The organism is Desulfoprunum sp. (genome assembly GCF_053613775.1).
Genome location: NZ_JBSHXH010000004.1, coordinates 510,491 through 526,957, shown reverse-complemented (window position 1 = coordinate 526,957; position 16,467 = coordinate 510,491). Strand labels below are relative to the sequence as shown.

The 16,467-nt window shown below is 58.0% G+C and carries 13 protein-coding genes and 2 pseudogenes; 5 read left to right on the top strand and 10 right to left on the bottom strand.

The window, feature by feature from the left end; all coding sequences use genetic code 11:
* Positions 1–76: 76 nt before the first annotated feature.
* Genes tviB through ACWGKN_RS06430 form a run of 3 tightly spaced genes read left to right on the top strand, consistent with a single transcriptional unit; the run spans position 77 to position 3,253 of the window.
* Positions 77–1,354, top strand: coding sequence for a Vi polysaccharide biosynthesis UDP-N-acetylglucosamine C-6 dehydrogenase TviB (gene tviB, locus ACWGKN_RS06440; RefSeq protein ID WP_424253470.1), 1,278 nt, complete (start codon positions 77–79; stop codon positions 1,352–1,354).
* Between the two features lie 26 nt (positions 1,355–1,380).
* Positions 1,381–2,406, top strand: a complete 1,026-nt coding sequence (locus ACWGKN_RS06435; protein WP_424253472.1) for a molybdopterin-binding protein — start codon at positions 1,381–1,383, stop codon at positions 2,404–2,406.
* A complete protein-coding gene (locus ACWGKN_RS06430; RefSeq protein WP_452094896.1) occupies positions 2,396–3,253 on the top strand; it encodes an RluA family pseudouridine synthase in 858 nt (285 codons plus the stop codon). The genes ACWGKN_RS06435 and ACWGKN_RS06430 overlap by 11 nt, the downstream gene beginning before the upstream one ends.
* A gap of 116 nt (positions 3,254–3,369) precedes the next feature.
* On the opposite strand, the pseudogene ACWGKN_RS06425 reads toward ACWGKN_RS06430, so the two are convergent.
* Positions 3,370–4,067: pseudogene (locus ACWGKN_RS06425) on the bottom strand (IS5 family transposase); the annotation flags it as partial.
* Positions 4,068–4,095: 28 nt separating this feature from the next.
* On the opposite strand from ACWGKN_RS06425, the pseudogene ACWGKN_RS06420 reads away from it, so the two are divergent.
* Positions 4,096–4,233 (top strand): annotated as a pseudogene (locus ACWGKN_RS06420) (hypothetical protein); the annotation flags it as partial.
* A 397-nt stretch (positions 4,234–4,630) separates the two neighbouring features.
* On the opposite strand, the gene ACWGKN_RS06415 reads toward ACWGKN_RS06420, so the two are convergent.
* Positions 4,631–5,371 carry a transposase gene (locus ACWGKN_RS06415; protein ID WP_452094895.1) on the bottom strand — a complete coding sequence of 247 codons (741 nt, stop codon included), beginning with the start codon at positions 5,369–5,371 and terminating at the stop codon, positions 4,631–4,633.
* 206 nt (positions 5,372–5,577) lie between these two features.
* Positions 5,578–5,745: a hypothetical protein gene (locus tag ACWGKN_RS06410; protein ID WP_452094894.1), complete on the bottom strand. Its 168-nt coding sequence runs from the start codon at positions 5,743–5,745 to the stop codon at positions 5,578–5,580.
* A 376-nt stretch (positions 5,746–6,121) separates the two neighbouring features.
* Here ACWGKN_RS06410 and ACWGKN_RS06405 point away from each other — a divergent pair, with 376 nt between their 5' ends.
* Positions 6,122–8,110, top strand: coding sequence for a cytochrome c peroxidase (locus ACWGKN_RS06405; RefSeq protein ID WP_452094893.1), 1,989 nt, complete (start codon positions 6,122–6,124; stop codon positions 8,108–8,110).
* Positions 8,111–8,734: 624 nt separating this feature from the next.
* On the opposite strand, the gene ACWGKN_RS06400 is transcribed toward ACWGKN_RS06405, so the two are convergent.
* The 7 genes from ACWGKN_RS06400 to ACWGKN_RS06370 form a co-directional block, all read right to left on the bottom strand.
* Entirely contained in the window at positions 8,735–10,063 is a 1,329-nt protein-coding gene (locus tag ACWGKN_RS06400; protein WP_452094892.1) for an IS701 family transposase, read from the bottom strand.
* Between the two features lie 440 nt (positions 10,064–10,503).
* Entirely contained in the window at positions 10,504–11,664 is a 1,161-nt protein-coding gene (gene lpxB, locus ACWGKN_RS06395; RefSeq protein ID WP_035229051.1) for a lipid-A-disaccharide synthase, read from the bottom strand.
* Entirely contained in the window at positions 11,661–12,647 is a 987-nt protein-coding gene (locus tag ACWGKN_RS06390) for a Gfo/Idh/MocA family protein (protein ID WP_035229052.1), read from the bottom strand. The genes lpxB and ACWGKN_RS06390 overlap by 4 nt, the downstream gene beginning before the upstream one ends.
* A gap of 106 nt (positions 12,648–12,753) precedes the next feature.
* On the bottom strand, positions 12,754–13,461 hold the full coding sequence (locus ACWGKN_RS06385; protein WP_035229282.1) for an ABC transporter ATP-binding protein: 708 nt from the start codon (positions 13,459–13,461) through the stop codon (positions 12,754–12,756).
* On the bottom strand, positions 13,454–14,245 hold the full coding sequence (locus tag ACWGKN_RS06380) for an ABC transporter ATP-binding protein (RefSeq protein ID WP_035229053.1): 792 nt from the start codon (positions 14,243–14,245) through the stop codon (positions 13,454–13,456). Before ACWGKN_RS06380 ends, ACWGKN_RS06385 begins: the two co-directional genes overlap by 8 nt.
* Positions 14,245–15,471, bottom strand: coding sequence for an ABC transporter permease subunit (locus ACWGKN_RS06375; protein WP_452094891.1), 1,227 nt, complete (start codon positions 15,469–15,471; stop codon positions 14,245–14,247). Before ACWGKN_RS06375 ends, ACWGKN_RS06380 begins: the two co-directional genes overlap by 1 nt.
* A 13-nt stretch (positions 15,472–15,484) precedes the next feature.
* Positions 15,485–16,387 (bottom strand): branched-chain amino acid ABC transporter permease, encoded by a 903-nt coding sequence (locus ACWGKN_RS06370; RefSeq protein WP_452094890.1) that lies wholly within the window; start codon positions 16,385–16,387, stop codon positions 15,485–15,487.
* Positions 16,388–16,467 lie beyond the last annotated feature (80 nt).

Sequence of the window (16,467 nt, the reverse complement as noted above, 5' to 3'; positions counted from 1 at the left end):
CGGCTAGATAGTTCAATATCATATCGGGATTCCGCCGGATTTTTATCGTTATCGCTGTCATTTACCGGAAAATATCATGCTTTCACCTGAACAGACACGGATTGCGATCATCGGCCTCGGTTATGTCGGGCTGCCGCTGGCCGTTGAATTTGGAAAATTTTTCAGCACAATCGGTTTTGATCTCAATGCCGCCCGCATCGCCGAACTGGCGGGGGGACGGGACTCGACCCTCGAGGTCGGCGAGGATGAGCTTCGCTCCTGCCTGAATCTCCGTTACACCACCGATCCGGCGGCGATCGCCGACTGCAATGTCTTTATCGTCGCGGTGCCGACCCCGATCGATGCCTCGAAGCGCCCCAACCTCCAACCGCTGATCGGCGCCTCGAAGACGGTCGGCTCGGTGCTGAAAAAGGGTGATGTCGTCGTGTATGAATCCACCGTCTATCCAGGGGCGACCGAGGAAGTCTGCGTACCGGTGCTGGAACAAGTCTCCGGCCTGGTCTTCAACACCGATTTTTATTGCGGCTACAGTCCGGAGCGGATCAACCCCGGGGACAAAAAACACCGGCTCCCCAATATCGTCAAGATTACCTCCGGCTCGACACCGGCGATCGCCGATTTCGTCGACCGGCTGTACGGGACGATTGTCACCGCCGGCACCTTCCCGGCCAGTTCGATCAAGGTGGCCGAGGCGGCCAAGGTCATCGAAAATACCCAGCGCGACGTCAATATCGCCCTGGTCAACGAACTCGCCCTCATCTTCGACCGTCTCGGCATCAATACCCGCGAGGTACTGGAGGCGGCCGGGACGAAATGGAACTTCCTGCCGTTCCAGCCGGGATTGGTCGGCGGCCACTGCATCGGCGTCGATCCCTACTACCTCACCCACAAGGCCCAGGAAGTCGGGTTCCACCCGGATATGATCCTCGCCGGCAGACGGGTCAACGACAACATGGGGCACCATATCGCGGCGGCGATGATCAAGTTGATGTCGCGCAAGGGGATTGACACCTCCAAGGCCAGGGTTCTCGTGCTGGGGCTGACCTTCAAGGAGAATTGCCCGGACCTGCGCAACACCAGGGTCACCGACATCATCGGCGAACTGCGGGAGTACGGCATCCGGGTCGATGTCCATGACCCGTGGGTCAATGCCGCGGAGGCCCTGAAAGAATATGGGATCCGGCTGATCGACACGCTGCCGGAGCATGGCTATGCCGGCATCGTCATCGCCGTCGCCCATCGGCAGTTCGCGACCATGCAGGCGGCGGATTTCCGCCGGCTCTGCTGCGACAACGCCGTCATCTACGATGTCAAGAATATCCTGCCCGCCGGCCTGGCCGACGGCTGTCTCTGAGCAAACCAGGTCAGATAGGCTCTGCTATGATGAAAACCGTCCCCGTCGAGGATTCCGTCGGCATGGTCCTGCCCCATGACATCACTGAAATAGTCCGGGACAGCCATAAAAAATGTGCCTTCAAGAAAGGCCATATCATCCGCGCTGAGGACATCTCCCATCTCAAGCGGTTGGGCAAGGACCATATCTATATCCTGTCGCTTGCGGCCGACGAAATCCATGAGAACGAGGCGGCCGCCATCCTCGCCCAGGCCCTGGCCGGCCAGGGGGTGCGGTTGAATGCCGGCCCCGACGAGGGCAAGATCACCCTCGCCGCCGCCCGCGACGGGCTGCTGCGGGTGAATATTGAAACGCTGTTCCAATTCAACCTCCTCGGCGAGGTCATGTGTGCGACCCTGCATGACAACACCCCGGTCAAGGAGGGGGAGATCATTGCCGGCACCCGCCTCATTCCGCTCGTCGGTCTGCGCGCGCTCGTCGATCAGGCGGCGGCGATCGCCGGCCGCAACGGCCATGTGCTCCAGGTCCTGCCGCTGCGGCAGGCATGCTGCGGCCTGGTGATCACCGGCAGCGAGATCTACTACGGCCGGATCAAGGATCGCTTCGAGGAAGTGCTGCGCCGGAAACTGGGCAAGCTTGGGTCAACCGTCCAGTCGGTGGAGTTCACCCCCGACGATCCGGCCGCCATCACCGCGGCGATCAACCGGGCGCTGGCCGGCGGTGCCGATCTCATCGTCACCAGTGGCGGCATGTCGGTCGATCCCGACGATGTCACCCGGGCCGGCATCATGGCCGCCGGGGCCGCCGACACCGCCTACGGCAGCCCGGTGCTGCCGGGAGCGATGTTCTTCACCGGCCGGATCGGCGAGGTGCCGGTCCTCGGCATCCCCGCCTGCGGCATGTTCCACAAGATCACCGTCCTCGACCTCGTGCTGCCGCGGATCTTGACCGGTGAACCGGTCGGGCGCCGGGAGCTGGCCGCCCTCGGCCACGGCGGCCTGTGCCGCAATTGTCCGACCTGTCATTACCCCGCCTGCAGCTTTGGCAAATGACCAAGCGCCGATTATAGCGCGGCTGTCAGTCGCTGACACGACCGGCACCGCCCCTGATCTGTTGTCGGCGGCGACCGGGCTGTCGAAGACCGCCGTCAAGGAGGCGATGACCAAGGGGGCGGTCTGGTTGAAGCGCCCCGGCAGCAAGGAACGGCGGATCCGCAAGGCCGGTTTCGCCCTGCTGGCCGGTGACCACCTCGCCCTGTACTACGATCCGGCGATTCTCGCCCTCATTCCGGAACAACCAATCCAGCTGGCCCGCGAACGGCACTACAGCGTCTGGTACAAGCCGGCCGGCCTCCTGAGCCAGGGCAGCCGCTACGGCGACCACTGTTCCCTGCTCCGCCATGCGGAAAAACTCAAGGAGATCGGGGGAGCGGCCCGTCTCGTCCACCGCCTCGACCGCGAGGCGCGTGGCTTGGTGCTGCTGGCCCATGGTCGACAGGCGGCCGCCGCACTGTCGCGCATGTTTCAGACGCGGGCGATCGACAAGCGATACCGGGCCGAGATCCACGGCATCCTCGGTCCTGTCGGGGAGGTGGTGACCTGCGACGCCCCGCTCGACGGCAAGACGGCCAGGACCCTGGTGACGGTGCGGGATATCCATGAAGATCGGGAGACGAGCCGGGTCGACATCCGCCTCGAGACCGGCAGGTATCACCAGATCCGCCGCCATCTGAGCCTGCTCGGCCACCCGCTGGTGGGCGACCGCCGCTATGGCGCCGGCAACGACGGCATCGGCCTGCAGCTGGTCGCCTGTTCGCTCGCCTTCATCTGCCCATTTATCGGCCGGCAGCGCCGCTATGTACTCGACGACGACGGGTCGGCCGTCGGACTCAGGCGGTGATCCACCAGGTCGACCAGGGTTGCCCCCAGGTGCCGGCCTCGGCCCCTGCCAGCCGGTAGCGTGTGACTAAGAACATATCCGTAAATAAAATAGGATTTTAAGACTCACATCTACCACCATCTCCTTGCTTTCCAACCGGGGTTGTCTTTGTCCTGCTGAATCTCTTCCCCTCGCCTTTTCACGTGAGGAGGAGTGTATCCTTTTGGAATTATGGCACTGCCGTGCTGATGGATAATCATAGCCTCGGTCGGCGCAGAGATGCTGATCAATGTCTTCGGGGCGCTCTATAATGATCTCATCCAGTACAAGTTCCAACCGGGTCGACATCATGTCGATTTGCTCAGGTCACGACGAGCGATAACGGGACCCCACGGCCGTCCACCAGCAGATGTCTTTTGCTTCCTTTTTTTCCCCTATCGGTTGGATTCCGGCCAACAGCTTCCTGTGCGAGAGGAGCTTTTGTCATAGCGCCATCGATGCTTTGCCAACTCCAGGCAATGCCCTCCATCTCATCATACTCGGCAAGTCCGGCGCGCCAAAGGGCAACGAAAAACCCTGCTCTCATCCAACGCATAAAATGGGTATGAATGGCACTGGGGCTGCCAAATCGCTCTTTCGGCAATGCTTTCCATTGGCAACCAGTTCTCAGGACGTACAATATTGCCTCGAAGATTTGTCGTGGTGGAATAGGCTTTCTGTCTCCGCCAACTTTACGAATATATTCCTTACTCGAATCACGTTCCGGTTGAGGGACCAGTGGTGCCACTTTCTGCCAAAAAATATCGGATACTTCCCAGGACTGAATTTTAGCCATAATGCCTCCACAAGGTATGGTTATAGCCATGGAAGCGGTTGAACGTGACCATATTTTTCAGGTGTTGGTGCAGACCAGATGGAAAGTAAGCGGCAGCAACAGTGCCTCGGAAATAATGGGCCTTGACCGCAGCACCCTGAGCGCCCGGATGGCCTTCCCTTTTTAGCGGGGGCCCAGGAATCGAGCTGGGTTGCGGAAGCGCTATGTTGCCTGTGCCGATTGCCGCTTGCTCACACCCCGCCTCTCGTTCCGGTTCTGAACAGCATCTTCCTTTCCGCCTGCCTTTTCCCAATTGTTAAAGTTGAGCGTGGTATGCCGTCAGCCATTCCCGCTTTGGCCCACTTGCCAACATTATGATGGCACAGGTGGCTTGTTTTACTTTTTTTCGGTGGCTGTCCGGGTCTGATGGCGCCCGGTTATCACTTTTACTGGCCGAGTCATCCGTAACATAGTCGATTTTGCCGTTTTTTGGCAATATTACCCCGTTGCAGCCGCGGGCAGCACCCGGCAAGCATTCTGATCTTTGACAAATTATCCATCCCCCGGCCGATTGCCGGTGACGGTCATTCCAGTTGCGGCAGGGGCTTGCCTCGGCCGACGATGTGGAGCAGGATCGCCTCCATGGACGGGCAGTCGAGGAGCTCGAAACGGTTTCTGATTCCCGACCAGAGCCGCCGTTTGCGTTTGCGGAAAACCAGCGCCTCCCTAAACAGCGGACAGCAGAGTTGCTGGACTTGGTCTACCAAAAAGGCCAGCACCGTCAGATAAACAAAGACGGCAGACAGGTGCTTCTTGCCCAGGCCATAGTTGTGGTCCAGGTTGTAGCCCTGATTTTTGAGGGTATTGAAGGTCTCGTTTTCAATCCGCCACCTGGCCCGCCCGGCCCGCATGATCTGGTAGACATTGGCGGCGGTGATTTCCAGGTCGGTAACCCGGCTGAACCGGATGACCTTACCCTTGCCGTCAAGTTGCCAGTACTCCAGCAGGTTAACCTGAACATCCGGATTCGATTTGTTAAGCGCCACGCCATTGACAAAACGATAGGTGTGGAGAATATCCTGCCGGTTCTCGTCTGCCTTGGAAAACTCCACCGCCTGGCCGGCGTTAAAGGCCTCGTCCATCTGCTCGAAGAGATGACCATGATCGCCCGGCTTGGCCCCCAAGATGAAATGGTGGCCGTCTTGGCGCAGATCCTCGATATGGGGCGCGTTGGAGCTGAGACCATCCTCGACGATTACACACTTGAGGTGAGGATGCTTACCGAAATCCTCCCGAATAGTGGTGATGAGGGCGTCGAAGTTCAAGTGTTTACGTTGGCTGATTTAACCTGCACCGAGGTGAACCGCTGGTCATATGCGACCAGCGGTTAAATATGCCCTTTTTCATACGGCTGACAATGACCACCATGCGCGTGCTCTTCCGGCTAATTATTATTAAATATCAAAACAATAGATGAAAGTATCGAGGATGGTTGCCACCTGGTACAAGAATTGGATTATAGGAACTGAAATCATGAAGGAAATGGCGTCGGGATGATTGCCGATTGAGCGGGAAAGTGCTGGCGTGCAGCCGAGAAATGGGCTGATGTCGTCAGCAAAATCGTCGGCGAGGCGCTATTGCTCGCCTTCACGTTGGTCTGGCGCCGGCGAGTTGGGGCAGTCGTCGATGCAATCGTCATGATTCTGCTAGTCGGTGTGAGCCGCGTGTGCGTGGGTGCTCATTATCTCAGCGATATGCTAGCGCTGCCGCCGCGGGTATGGCTTGGCCGGCGTTGTCTCTTGCTGTGGTGGACACCTTGCGCCGTAACCGGTGTGTTTGAAAAATCCGAAACGGAGCGAGACATGAAACCACCAGAAGCTCACAGCAAACCGGGCTCCGAGGAGATTGATCAAGCAAAAATACGGCACGATGGAAGGCAATCGCTGTCGACAAGGTTGGCCAGGCAATATTGCAAAGTGCCAATGTCGGCCACAACGCAGGAAAAACCGTTCGAACCTTGGCCTGAATCAAACCCGAGTCGGGAGGCCTAAACAATCAAGGAAGGAGGAATGACAATGCGGAAGAAGCTACGAGCAGTTGTCTGTCTGGCAACGGGACTGGGCGTACTCAGTGTTTCCGGCATGGGGGGCGATCTGATCACGCAGGCCTCTGCCAAATCCACAGCGGAGGCACAAGACAAAGCGGTGAAGCGTCAGATGCCTTCCCCGCATACAATCACAGCGGTGCCCGGAAACTCGGATGGGGTGGTGCTGATGCAGGCACAGGCGCTTATCGGCGAACTTCCGTCGACCATGCCGGGCAGTGAACATGATACTCCCGCCATGGTTTCCCTGGGGAAGAAACTCTATTTCGAACAAGCCATTTCCATTAACAACACCCAATCCTGCAACTCCTGCCATCCCATAGACAACAAAGGCTCAGGCGCGGATAATCTCAAGACGGGTAAAGGTGCGGAAGGGAAATCCGGCGACCGCAACGATCCGCCCACCATGAATGCCGGTTTCCAGATTGCCCAGTTCTGGGATGGACGGGCGGCGACACTTGAAGATCAGGCCAAAGGCCCTCCCCTCAATCCTATTGAAATGGGCATGCCCGATGCAGAAACGCTGGTCGGACGGCTGAAAGGCATACAACATTATGCCGCTGATTTCAAAGATGCCTTTCCCGGCGACAAAGACCCCATGACTTTCGACAACTTTGCCAAAGCGATTGCGGCCTTTGAACGGACCCTGATCAGCAGAGGCAGCATCGACCGTTTTATGGAAGGGGACAGAAAGGCCCTCACCGACCAGGAAATTGAAGGGATGCGCACCTTTATCAATGTCGGCTGCGTGCAGTGCCACAGCGGCCCCAACCTGGGCGGGATGACATTCCAGAAAATGGGCGTGTTCGATAAGTACTCCAATGGAGAGGATCTTGGACGCTTTAAAGTCACCAATCTGGAAGAAGATAAATATGTCTTCAAGGTCCCCATTCTGCGCAATGTCACCCTTTCCGCCCCCTATTTCCATGACGGTGAGGTGGGCAATCTGGCGGAGGCCGTCGATCAGATGGGCTACCTGCAGTTGAACAGGGAACTCAAAGACGACCAGATCAACTCTATTCTCAGATTTTTGACCACGCTGGCAGATACCGAGCGCACCACCGCCCCGCCGATCAAGGCCAAGGTATCTCCTGCCACCTGGGTGCCGCCGCTGATGCAGGATATTCCCCAAACGGAGGAAGGCGATCTCATCCGCTACGGCGCACGGCTGTTAACCGATACCTATGCGCAACTCGGCGCCGGTGCCAAAGATGAGAAAATGCGATTCTCGGGGAACGCCCTGAATTGCACGAGCTGCCACATGGATAACGGCACCAAACAGTTCGGGCTCCCCTGGATGGGAGTGAGCCAGGCATACCCCCAGTATCGAGGTCGGGAAGATCAGGAGCAGGGACTTGAGGAGCGGATAAACGGTTGTTTCGAGCGAAGTCTAAATGGCAAGGCGCTGGCTGTCGACAGCAGGGAGATGAAGGCGATGGTCGCCTACATCGACTGGTTGTCGAAGGACATGCCCAAGGTCGTTTCCGGCCTGGGGGCTCCCAAATTCGAAGGTCCGAACCGCAAGGCCGATGTGCAAAAAGGCGAGGTTGTGTACAGCCGGTTCTGCATGTCGTGCCACGGTGAAAACGGGGACGGCTATCAGTCAATGGCGGCAGGAGGTTCCGGCAGCCATGTCGCCCCGGCACTCTGGGGGGCAAACAGCTATAACAACGGCGCCGGAATGAACCGGCTGTTGACCACCGCCGCATTTATTCACAGCAACATGCCGCTGGGGACACCGTGGAATCATCCGGCAATTACCAATGAAGACGCTTACGATGTCGCCGGCTATCTCAGCTCCAGGGAACGACCGCAGATGAGCGGATTGGAAAAGGACTATCCCAAGAAGGAGAAAAAAGCGGTGGATTGCCCGTATCCACCCTATGCCGACGATTTCCCCCAGGATCAGCATCAGTACGGACCGTTCCAGCCAATACAGAAAGCGCAGAAAAAGATATGAAAAAGCCGGACGGCAAGGGGCCAATGGCTGACACCCTTGCGAACACTGGCGTAACAGTTCCCTGAACAGGCCGGGAGCACGTTTAACGGTGTGGTACCTCTTCGACACATGGGTTGGGATGGGCTCTCGAAATCGAGATCGCTATCGAATTGAGCCCGATCACGCAAAATGATGGGCATTTTTTCCGGCACGTTGATGGTTTGTGGTTGATCGATCTGACGACCGGGGCTTTGCCCCGGACCCCAAGGTTTTTTTAAGGCATGGGGGCATCAAATAGTCGGAAGTGCGACCGGCGGAAAAAGAGGAGGGAGCCCGAAGGCTCCCTCCTCTTTAACGGCTATTCGCCGCCCATCCGGCTATCCCTTGACGGGTTGCTCCTCAGCAGAGCCCGCCTCCGTTTCACCGAACCTCTGAGAAATTGATTGGTATTGCCAAATCGGCTTGATGTTTCACGCCGGTAGTCGTTGTGGAGTCTTGCGTTTTTTCATAGGCTGCTGGCGGGAGAACACCTCGAGGAAGAGTTTTTTTTCCGTCGACATCCATAACCTCTTTTTCCGATGTGAAAGGTAAGCCCGATGGTTCCGCACCTGAACCCACTGTACCAGAGCGATGGCCATATCGATGTCAAACACACGCAAGGGCAATATTGCCTTGAGTAAAACCCTCAGTTGCGATGGCGTAATAACTGGTACTTTTTTTTCCCAACCGGATCTTGAGATGCCAGAGAAAGTAATGACTCAGCATGCATGTCAGCATATGGTGGTGCCAGCCTGGAAATTTGCGCACCTCATACTGGTCCATGCCAAGTTCGGTTTTGGTTTCTTCGAAGCATTGCTCGATCGCCCAGCGCAGCCCGCTCAGCCATACAAGTTTGGCCAACGGAACACTGAGCGGTGCATTGGAAATAAAATAGGAATACGTCGGTTCAGGCTCAAGCGTCCTACGAATCAACAGCCAGACTGTCTTCCACGGCATCCCATGCCGAGAGATGGTCACCCGTCGCTTGGTGAACTCATACTCGATCGGTCCCTTGGTGCCCTCGGAGACTTTTCGCCGGTACCAGAAGAAATCGTTGATCCGCGCGGCAAAGGATTTAACGGAAATCGATGCTTTGACCTGGTCGGAAACCAGCTCTTTCGTATGCCGTTGCCCGCCGTATTGATAGGTCTTTCGAATTACGACCGGGTGCTTGAGCCAGCATAACGTGTCTTCCGGTATTTGCAGGAGATATGTGACCCCGGTCAGAACCTCGATGGCGTCTATGAACTCGCTGCTGTTGGCATAGACGGAATCGGCAAGGACATAACGGAACGGCAGTATGCCTTGGTCGGAGATCTCCGAGAGCATATCGACAGCAAGCTGTGGCTTGGTGCGAAAGAGTACGTCAGTCGGTAGTTTGCATTTGTCCCGTTTAGCACGATAGGCATCGGAGAACCACTTCTCGGGAACATAGAGCCGTTTATCGATAAGAGTGTAGCCATGCCGCGAAGCATAGGCAGCGAAAACGCCGACCTGGCAATTGTCGACCTTGCCGATGGTACCGCAGTATTGGCGGCCGACGCCGATAGAGTCGTTGCCTTTTTTGACGAAACCGCTCTCGTCGAAAATAATGGCTCCATCGGGATGCCCCAGGTCATCGTTAACAAGACTACGATAGATATCTGTGATCCTGGCATCATCCCATGGCGCATCGGAAACAAAGCGTTGCATCGCTCGGACTTTGCCGCCTTCCGTAGCAATGGCAATCGGCTCGATTGACTTGCGCTCGAGGTGGCTGAATTGACCGGTCATGTACCGATAGAAATTGTCACGGGATTCGCTGCGCTGAAAACACTCTGCGAAGTTCTCGTGGAACCCTTTGAGTTCGTAGGCCATATTTACTATATCATCGCGATCCAACTGAAATTGAGGCACTTGGTAGAGATAGTCCGATTGTCGAATATCTGGTAACATGGCTCCACCTCCTTGTAGGTGTTTTTATTTCACCATACCAGAAGGGCCTGACAAACATCAAGGTAAAATTGATTAAATTGCGTTGTAGGGTTAGTTACATCTTACCATGAGTGGGCCTCGCATTCACTATTATGTTCCTGTTATTAATCAAACTTCCCCATTGCCTGTGAAAAATCGCTTTTGATTTGCCGTGTGATATCAAGCAGTTAGCTTTCTCCAATTTTTCACTGCATCGTCTTGAAATTATTAAAATAAATATTTCTCCGAACTCGGTTCTGATTCGAATCACGGGCCTCGCTTGCCAGGATCTCGGGTCAGCCGGGTCTAAAAACGGGAAACTTCAGGTTGGATACATCCACGTCCCTAACCGGACATTACTGTGGAGATCCAGGACCCCGTCGATCTCCACCTCGACGGGCTCGCCGTCGTCGAACATTTCCTCATCCATTCCGCTCCCCTCGCCGCAGCATCGTCAGCGCCAGCCGGGCGGCCCGCTCCGAGGCCCCCGGCTCGCCGAGACGGCTTCTGACATCCGCCAGACCGCGCACCATGGCTGTCCGGTAGTCGTTATCGCGGAGCAGCCGCTGCAGCAGCCCGGCCAGGTGTTCCGGGTCGACCTGGTCCTGCAGCAGTTCCGGCACGACCTCGTCGCCGGCGATGAGATTGACGAGCGAAAAATGGTCGAGTTTGACCAGCAGGCGGCCGAGGCGATAGGTGAGCGGCGAAAAGCGGTAGGCAACGACCATCGGCACGCCGAGCAGCGCCAGTTCGAGCGTCACGGTGCCGGAGGCGGCCATTGCCAAATCACTGGCGGCCATCACTTCATAGCGTTCATCGGCAATGATCCTGACATCCAGATCGCCGGCTTCGGCCAGGCCGTTGGCGTCAAGATCACGGGAGCTGACGGTTGATGCCAGCGGCAGCAGGAACACCAGTTTCTCCCCGACGGATGCCTGCAGCAGTCGTGCCGCGCCGAGAAAGTGCGGCAGCAGGCAGGCGATCTCCCGTTTCCTGCTGCCGGGGAGGATGCAGATCCGCCGGCTCGTCAGGGCAATGCCGTGCCTGGCACAGAACTGCTCGGGCGTCATCGTCACGCTGACGGAGTCGAGCAGGGGATGGCCGACATAGTGGGCGTCAACCCCGCGCCGGCGGAAAAACTGTTCCTCGAACGGCAGGATGACCCCGACCTTGTCAACCCGATCGCCGATGGTCTTGACCCGGCCGCTGCGCCAGGCCCAGACCTGCGGGGTGATGTAGTAAAAGACGGGGATGCCGAGGCCTTTGGCTTTTTTGGCCAGCCACAGGTTGAAATCGGGGAGGTCGACGATGATCAGCAGGGCCGGCGGCCGGCGTTCGAGCCGGCGCCGCAGGGTTCGCTGGGCGGCAATGATATCGCCGAGATGGGAAAAGACCTCGGTCAGGCCGACGACCGCGACTCTCGCCGCGTCGAAGAGGATTTCCATGCCGGCGGCCGCCAGTTCCTCGCCGCCCATGCCGCAGAAGGCGAGGCCGGGATCCAGCCGCTGCATGGCCCGCAGCAGATTGGCGGCATGAAGATCGCCGGAGGCCTCGCCGGCGACGATCATCACCTCCGTCGTCATGGTTTTCGAAAGACCTCGGAGACCTTGCGGAAGACATCGAGATCCTGATGTTCCCGGATCTGCGCCATCACCTGCAGGGCCACATCGAGGGCCCGGCGCCCCTCATGTCCCGATACCTTGGGCCGGGTGCGGTGGCGGACATGGCCGATGAAGTGCTCGATCTCGCTGCGCAGGGCATCGCCGGCCGCAAACGTATGCACCTGGATATCCTGGCGCGGCATCCCCGACTCGAGGATCTCATCGGTCAGGGTGATGGTCATGAATTTTCGCTTGGCGAAATCGACGTTGATGTAGGACCCCGGCTGGAATATCCGCATCTTGCGGACATTGGTCCGCGAAATCCGGCTGGCGGTGACGTTGGCGGTCGCCCCGTTTTCAAAGATCAGCCTGGCGTTGGCGATGTCGGTGGTGGCGGTGACCACCGGCGCCCCGGCGGTATGGATGGACTGCAATGGCGACTGGATGATGTTGAGGATGATGTCGATATCATGGATCATCAGATCGAGGACGACGTCGACGTCGACCCCGCGGTTCTTGAAGGTGGAGAGGCGGTTGCTCTCGATGAAGACCGGCAGGGTCAGAAACGGCTCCATCGCCTCAATCGCCGGGTTGAAGCGTTCGAGGTGGCCGACCTGGAGGACCAGTCCCTTCTCGGCGCAGCGGCCGATCAGGTCGTCGGCCTCGGCCAGGGTGACGGTCATCGGCTTTTCGAGCAGGATGTCGACCCCGGCGGCGATGCAGTCCGAGGCGATCCGGTGGTGGAGACTGGTGGGCACGACAATCGATACCGCATCGATGTCCCGCAGCAGGGCCCGATGGTCGTCGTAGCTTGCACAGCTGCATTCCTCGGCGACCCGCTGGGCCTGCCGGGGATCGATATCGGCGATGCCGACGAGTTCCACCCCTTCCATCGACGCGTATTTCTGGGCGTGGAATCGGCCCAGATAGCCGACCCCGATCACACCTGCTCTGATCTTCTTCATTGCGTTGTTCATTGTTCCATCGTTATAGTTTTCGACCGGCGACGTCACGGCGTCAGTCAGGGGGGTTCGGCCGGAGTACAGGTCATTCAGGGGATACGGCGAAGGGTCAGATGCCGAGATAGGCCTTCTGGATATCGGTGTTTTTCAGGAGTTCTTCGGCCTTTCCGGCAAACACGATCCGGCCGTTTTCGATGACATAGCCCCGGTGGGCAATATGCAGCGCCTGGTTGGCATTCTGCTCGACCAGGAAAATGGTGGTCCGGTTTTCGGCGTTGATCTGTTTGATGATCTCGAAGATCTGTCTGATCACGAGCGGGGCCAGCCCCATCGACGGTTCATCGAGAAGCAGGAGCCGCGGCCGGGCCATCAAGGCCCGCGACATCGCCAGCATCTGCTGTTCGCCGCCGCTCAGCGTCCCCCCATCCTGGCCCCGCCGCTCGGCCAGGATCGGGAAAAGAGAAAAAACGTAGTCGATATCGCGTTTGATCTCCTTCTTGTCGTGGCGCAGAAAGGCCCCCATGTCGAGGTTTTCCTGCACCGTCAGCTCCGGGAAGATGTGGCGTCCCTCGGGGACCTGACAGATGCCCAGCCGCACGATCTCATCCGGTTCCTTGTGCTGGATCTCCTGGCCGTCGAAGAAAATTTTGCCGGAGCGGCTTGGCACGATGCCGGAGATCGTCATCAGGGTCGTGCTCTTCCCCGCCCCATTGGCGCCGATCAGGGTGATGATCTCCCCTTCGTTGATTTCGAGATCGATATCCTTGATGGCCAGGATATTGCCATACCCGGCCTGGATGTGTTCGAGTTTAAGCATCGACATCTTCACCTAAATACGCCTTGATAACGGCGGGGTTGGAACGGATTTCAGCAGGTTTTCCCTGGGCGATCTTCTTGCCGTAGTCCATCACGAAGATCCGGTCGGACAGGCTCATCACCAGCTTCATGTCATGTTCGATGAGGAGGATGGAGTGACCGTCGGTGGAGATCTCCTTGATCAACCGATCCAGGTCCTGCGTCTCCTGCGGGTTCATGCCGGCGGCCGGTTCGTCGAGGAGCAGGAGGAACGGCTCGGTCGCCAGGGCGCGGGCGATTTCGAGCCGCCGTTGGGCTCCGTACGGAAGATTCCTGGCGAATTCGTTGGCCAGATGGGCGAGGCCGACCTTGTCGAGGATGGCATAGCTCATCTCGACGATCTCCCGTTCTTCCCGCCGGGTCGCCGCATTGCGGAACACCGCCCCGAGGATGAAGGCCTTGGTACGGCAGTGGCGGCCGATCATGACATTTTCCAGCACCGTCATCTGGGAAAAGAGACGGATATTCTGAAACGTCCTGGCCAATCCCTTTTCCGTTACCTGGTTCGGTTTCAGCCCTTTCAGGCTGACACTCCTGGCGCTTCCCGGCGGGGTGAGGAGAATCTCACCCGCCGTCGGCGTGTAGATTCCGGTCAGGCAATTGAAAAAGGTCGTTTTTCCCGCCCCGTTCGGGCCGATGAGGGCGACGATCTCGCCGGCATGGACATCGAGATCAAGCCGGTTGAGGGCGCGAATCCCGCCGAAATCCATGGTCAAACCGCTGATCTGGAGAATTGGGGTAGCCATTAGTGTTGTATCGGGGGATGAAACTTTTTGTCGGAATGATAGGTTCGGCGGATGTTCGAGATCAGACCCCGCGGCCGGAACACCATCATCGCCACGAGGATGGCGCCGAAGGCGAGCATCCGGTATTCGGACAGGGCGCGCAGGTATTCGGGCAGGAGAATCAGGATGAGGGCACCGAGGATGACCCCGACGATGGAGCCCATGCCGCCGAGAACGACGATGGCCAGGATGATGGCGGATTCGAGAAAGGTGAAACTGGCGGGGTTGATAAAGGTCGTCTTGGCGGCGAAGACCACCCCGATGATCCCGGCCCAGAAGGCGCCCAGGGCGAAGGCGACCAGTTTGGTCCTGCGCTTGTCGATCCCCATCGCCTGACAGGCGATCTCATCTTCCCGCAGGGCGATCCAGGCCCGGCCCAGCCGCGAATCCTGGAGGCGGTTGACGATGAAGATCGTCACGATCATGAAGATGATCATCAGGTAGTAGAGATAGATGATCGCCGCATCGAGGCCCAGCTCGATACCGAACAGACCCGGGCGGGAGATGTTGGAGATGCCGCTCGGGCCCTTGGAAAATTCGCTCCAGTTTTCCAGGACCAGGCGGATGATTTCGCCGAAACCGAGGGTGACGATGGCCAGGTAATCGCCGCGCAGGCGCAGCACCGGGAAGCCGAGGAGGATGCCGAAGATGGCCGCCATTCCGCCGCCGATCGGCAGCACCGCCCAGAAGCCGAGATCGAAATGATGGTTGAGGAGCGCATAGGTATAGGCGCCGACCGCGTAGAAGGCGACATAGCCGAGATCGAGCAGACCGGCCATGCCGACGACGATATTCAAGCCCAGGCCGAGCACGACATACATCAGGGCGGTCGTCATGACATTGGTCTGGTAGGACGAGGAGAATTGCGGAAAGGCGATGGCCACGGCCAGCAGCAACGCGATCAACGTATACTTCTGCTTCGGCGATGCCAGGACGCGGTGGATGATCGATTCCTTTTCCTGTTCCGCCTCTTTCTCGACGGCAGCGTTTCCGGTCCGGTGCTGCATGATGATCTTGACCACGCAATAGATCACAAAGGTCCCGATCGCGACATAGATCGAATTTTCCCAGCGCCAACTGACGATTCGCTCAACTGGATCGACCTTGACGACCATGAGCGGAAAGGTCAGGAAGACGAACCACAGCGAGACGAGCAGGCCGTTTTTTATCTCTTTGAAACCCAGCATGTGTGCCACCGTCTCAGACTTTCTTGGTTTCCGCCTTGCCCAGCAGGCCGGACGGCTTGAAGATCAGGATGAGGACGAGCAGGGAGAAGGCGAAGACGTCTTCATAATCACTCGAAACATAGCCGGTAGCGAAACTTTCCGTCAACCCCAGCACCAGGCCGCCGAGGACCGCTCCGGGAATCGAGCCGATGCCGCCGAGGACCGCTGCGGTGAAGGCCTTGATCCCGGCCAGAAAGCCGATGTAGAAATTGATCTGGCCGATATGGGAGGCGATCAGCAGGCCGCCGATCGCCGCCAGTGCCGACCCGATGATAAAGGTGGCGGAGATGATCCGGTTGACGTTGATGCCGACGAGCATCGCCATAGTCCTGTCCTGCGAAGTGGCCCGCATCGCCTTGCCGACCTTGGTTCCCTTGATGGCCACCGTGAGGATGAGCATGATGACGGCGGTGGTGATCAGGATAACGATATCGGTGGAGCCGACGATGTGGGCGATCGGTTCCATAAAGGCGAACTCGGGGATCAATTCCGGAAACGGCAGGAAATTGGAGGTTTGGGCCAGTAGCACGTAATTCTGGAGAAAGATCGACATGCCGATGGCACTGATCAGCGGTGACAACCGAGGGGCGTGGCGCAGCGGCTTGTAGGCGATTTTCTCGACCGTATAGCCGTAGGCGCTCGACCAGATTACAGCTGCAAACCCTGCCAGGATCACGATCGCCAGCAGCGGGAAGCCATAGATCGACAGCACCGTGGCGACAATGAAGGCAGTGAATGCCCCGATCATGTAGATCTCGCCATGGGCGAAGTTGATCAGCCCGATTATGCCGTAGACCATCGTATAGCCCAGGGCGATCAGGGCGTAGATCGCGCCGCGGGTCAGACCGCCACAGAACAGTTCGATGAAATAGTCCATATCGGGTTCACAAAAAAGAACCTGAAGCAGACGGCGACAGAAAATCTGTTGTCTGCTTCAGGTATTGAAAATGACGAACA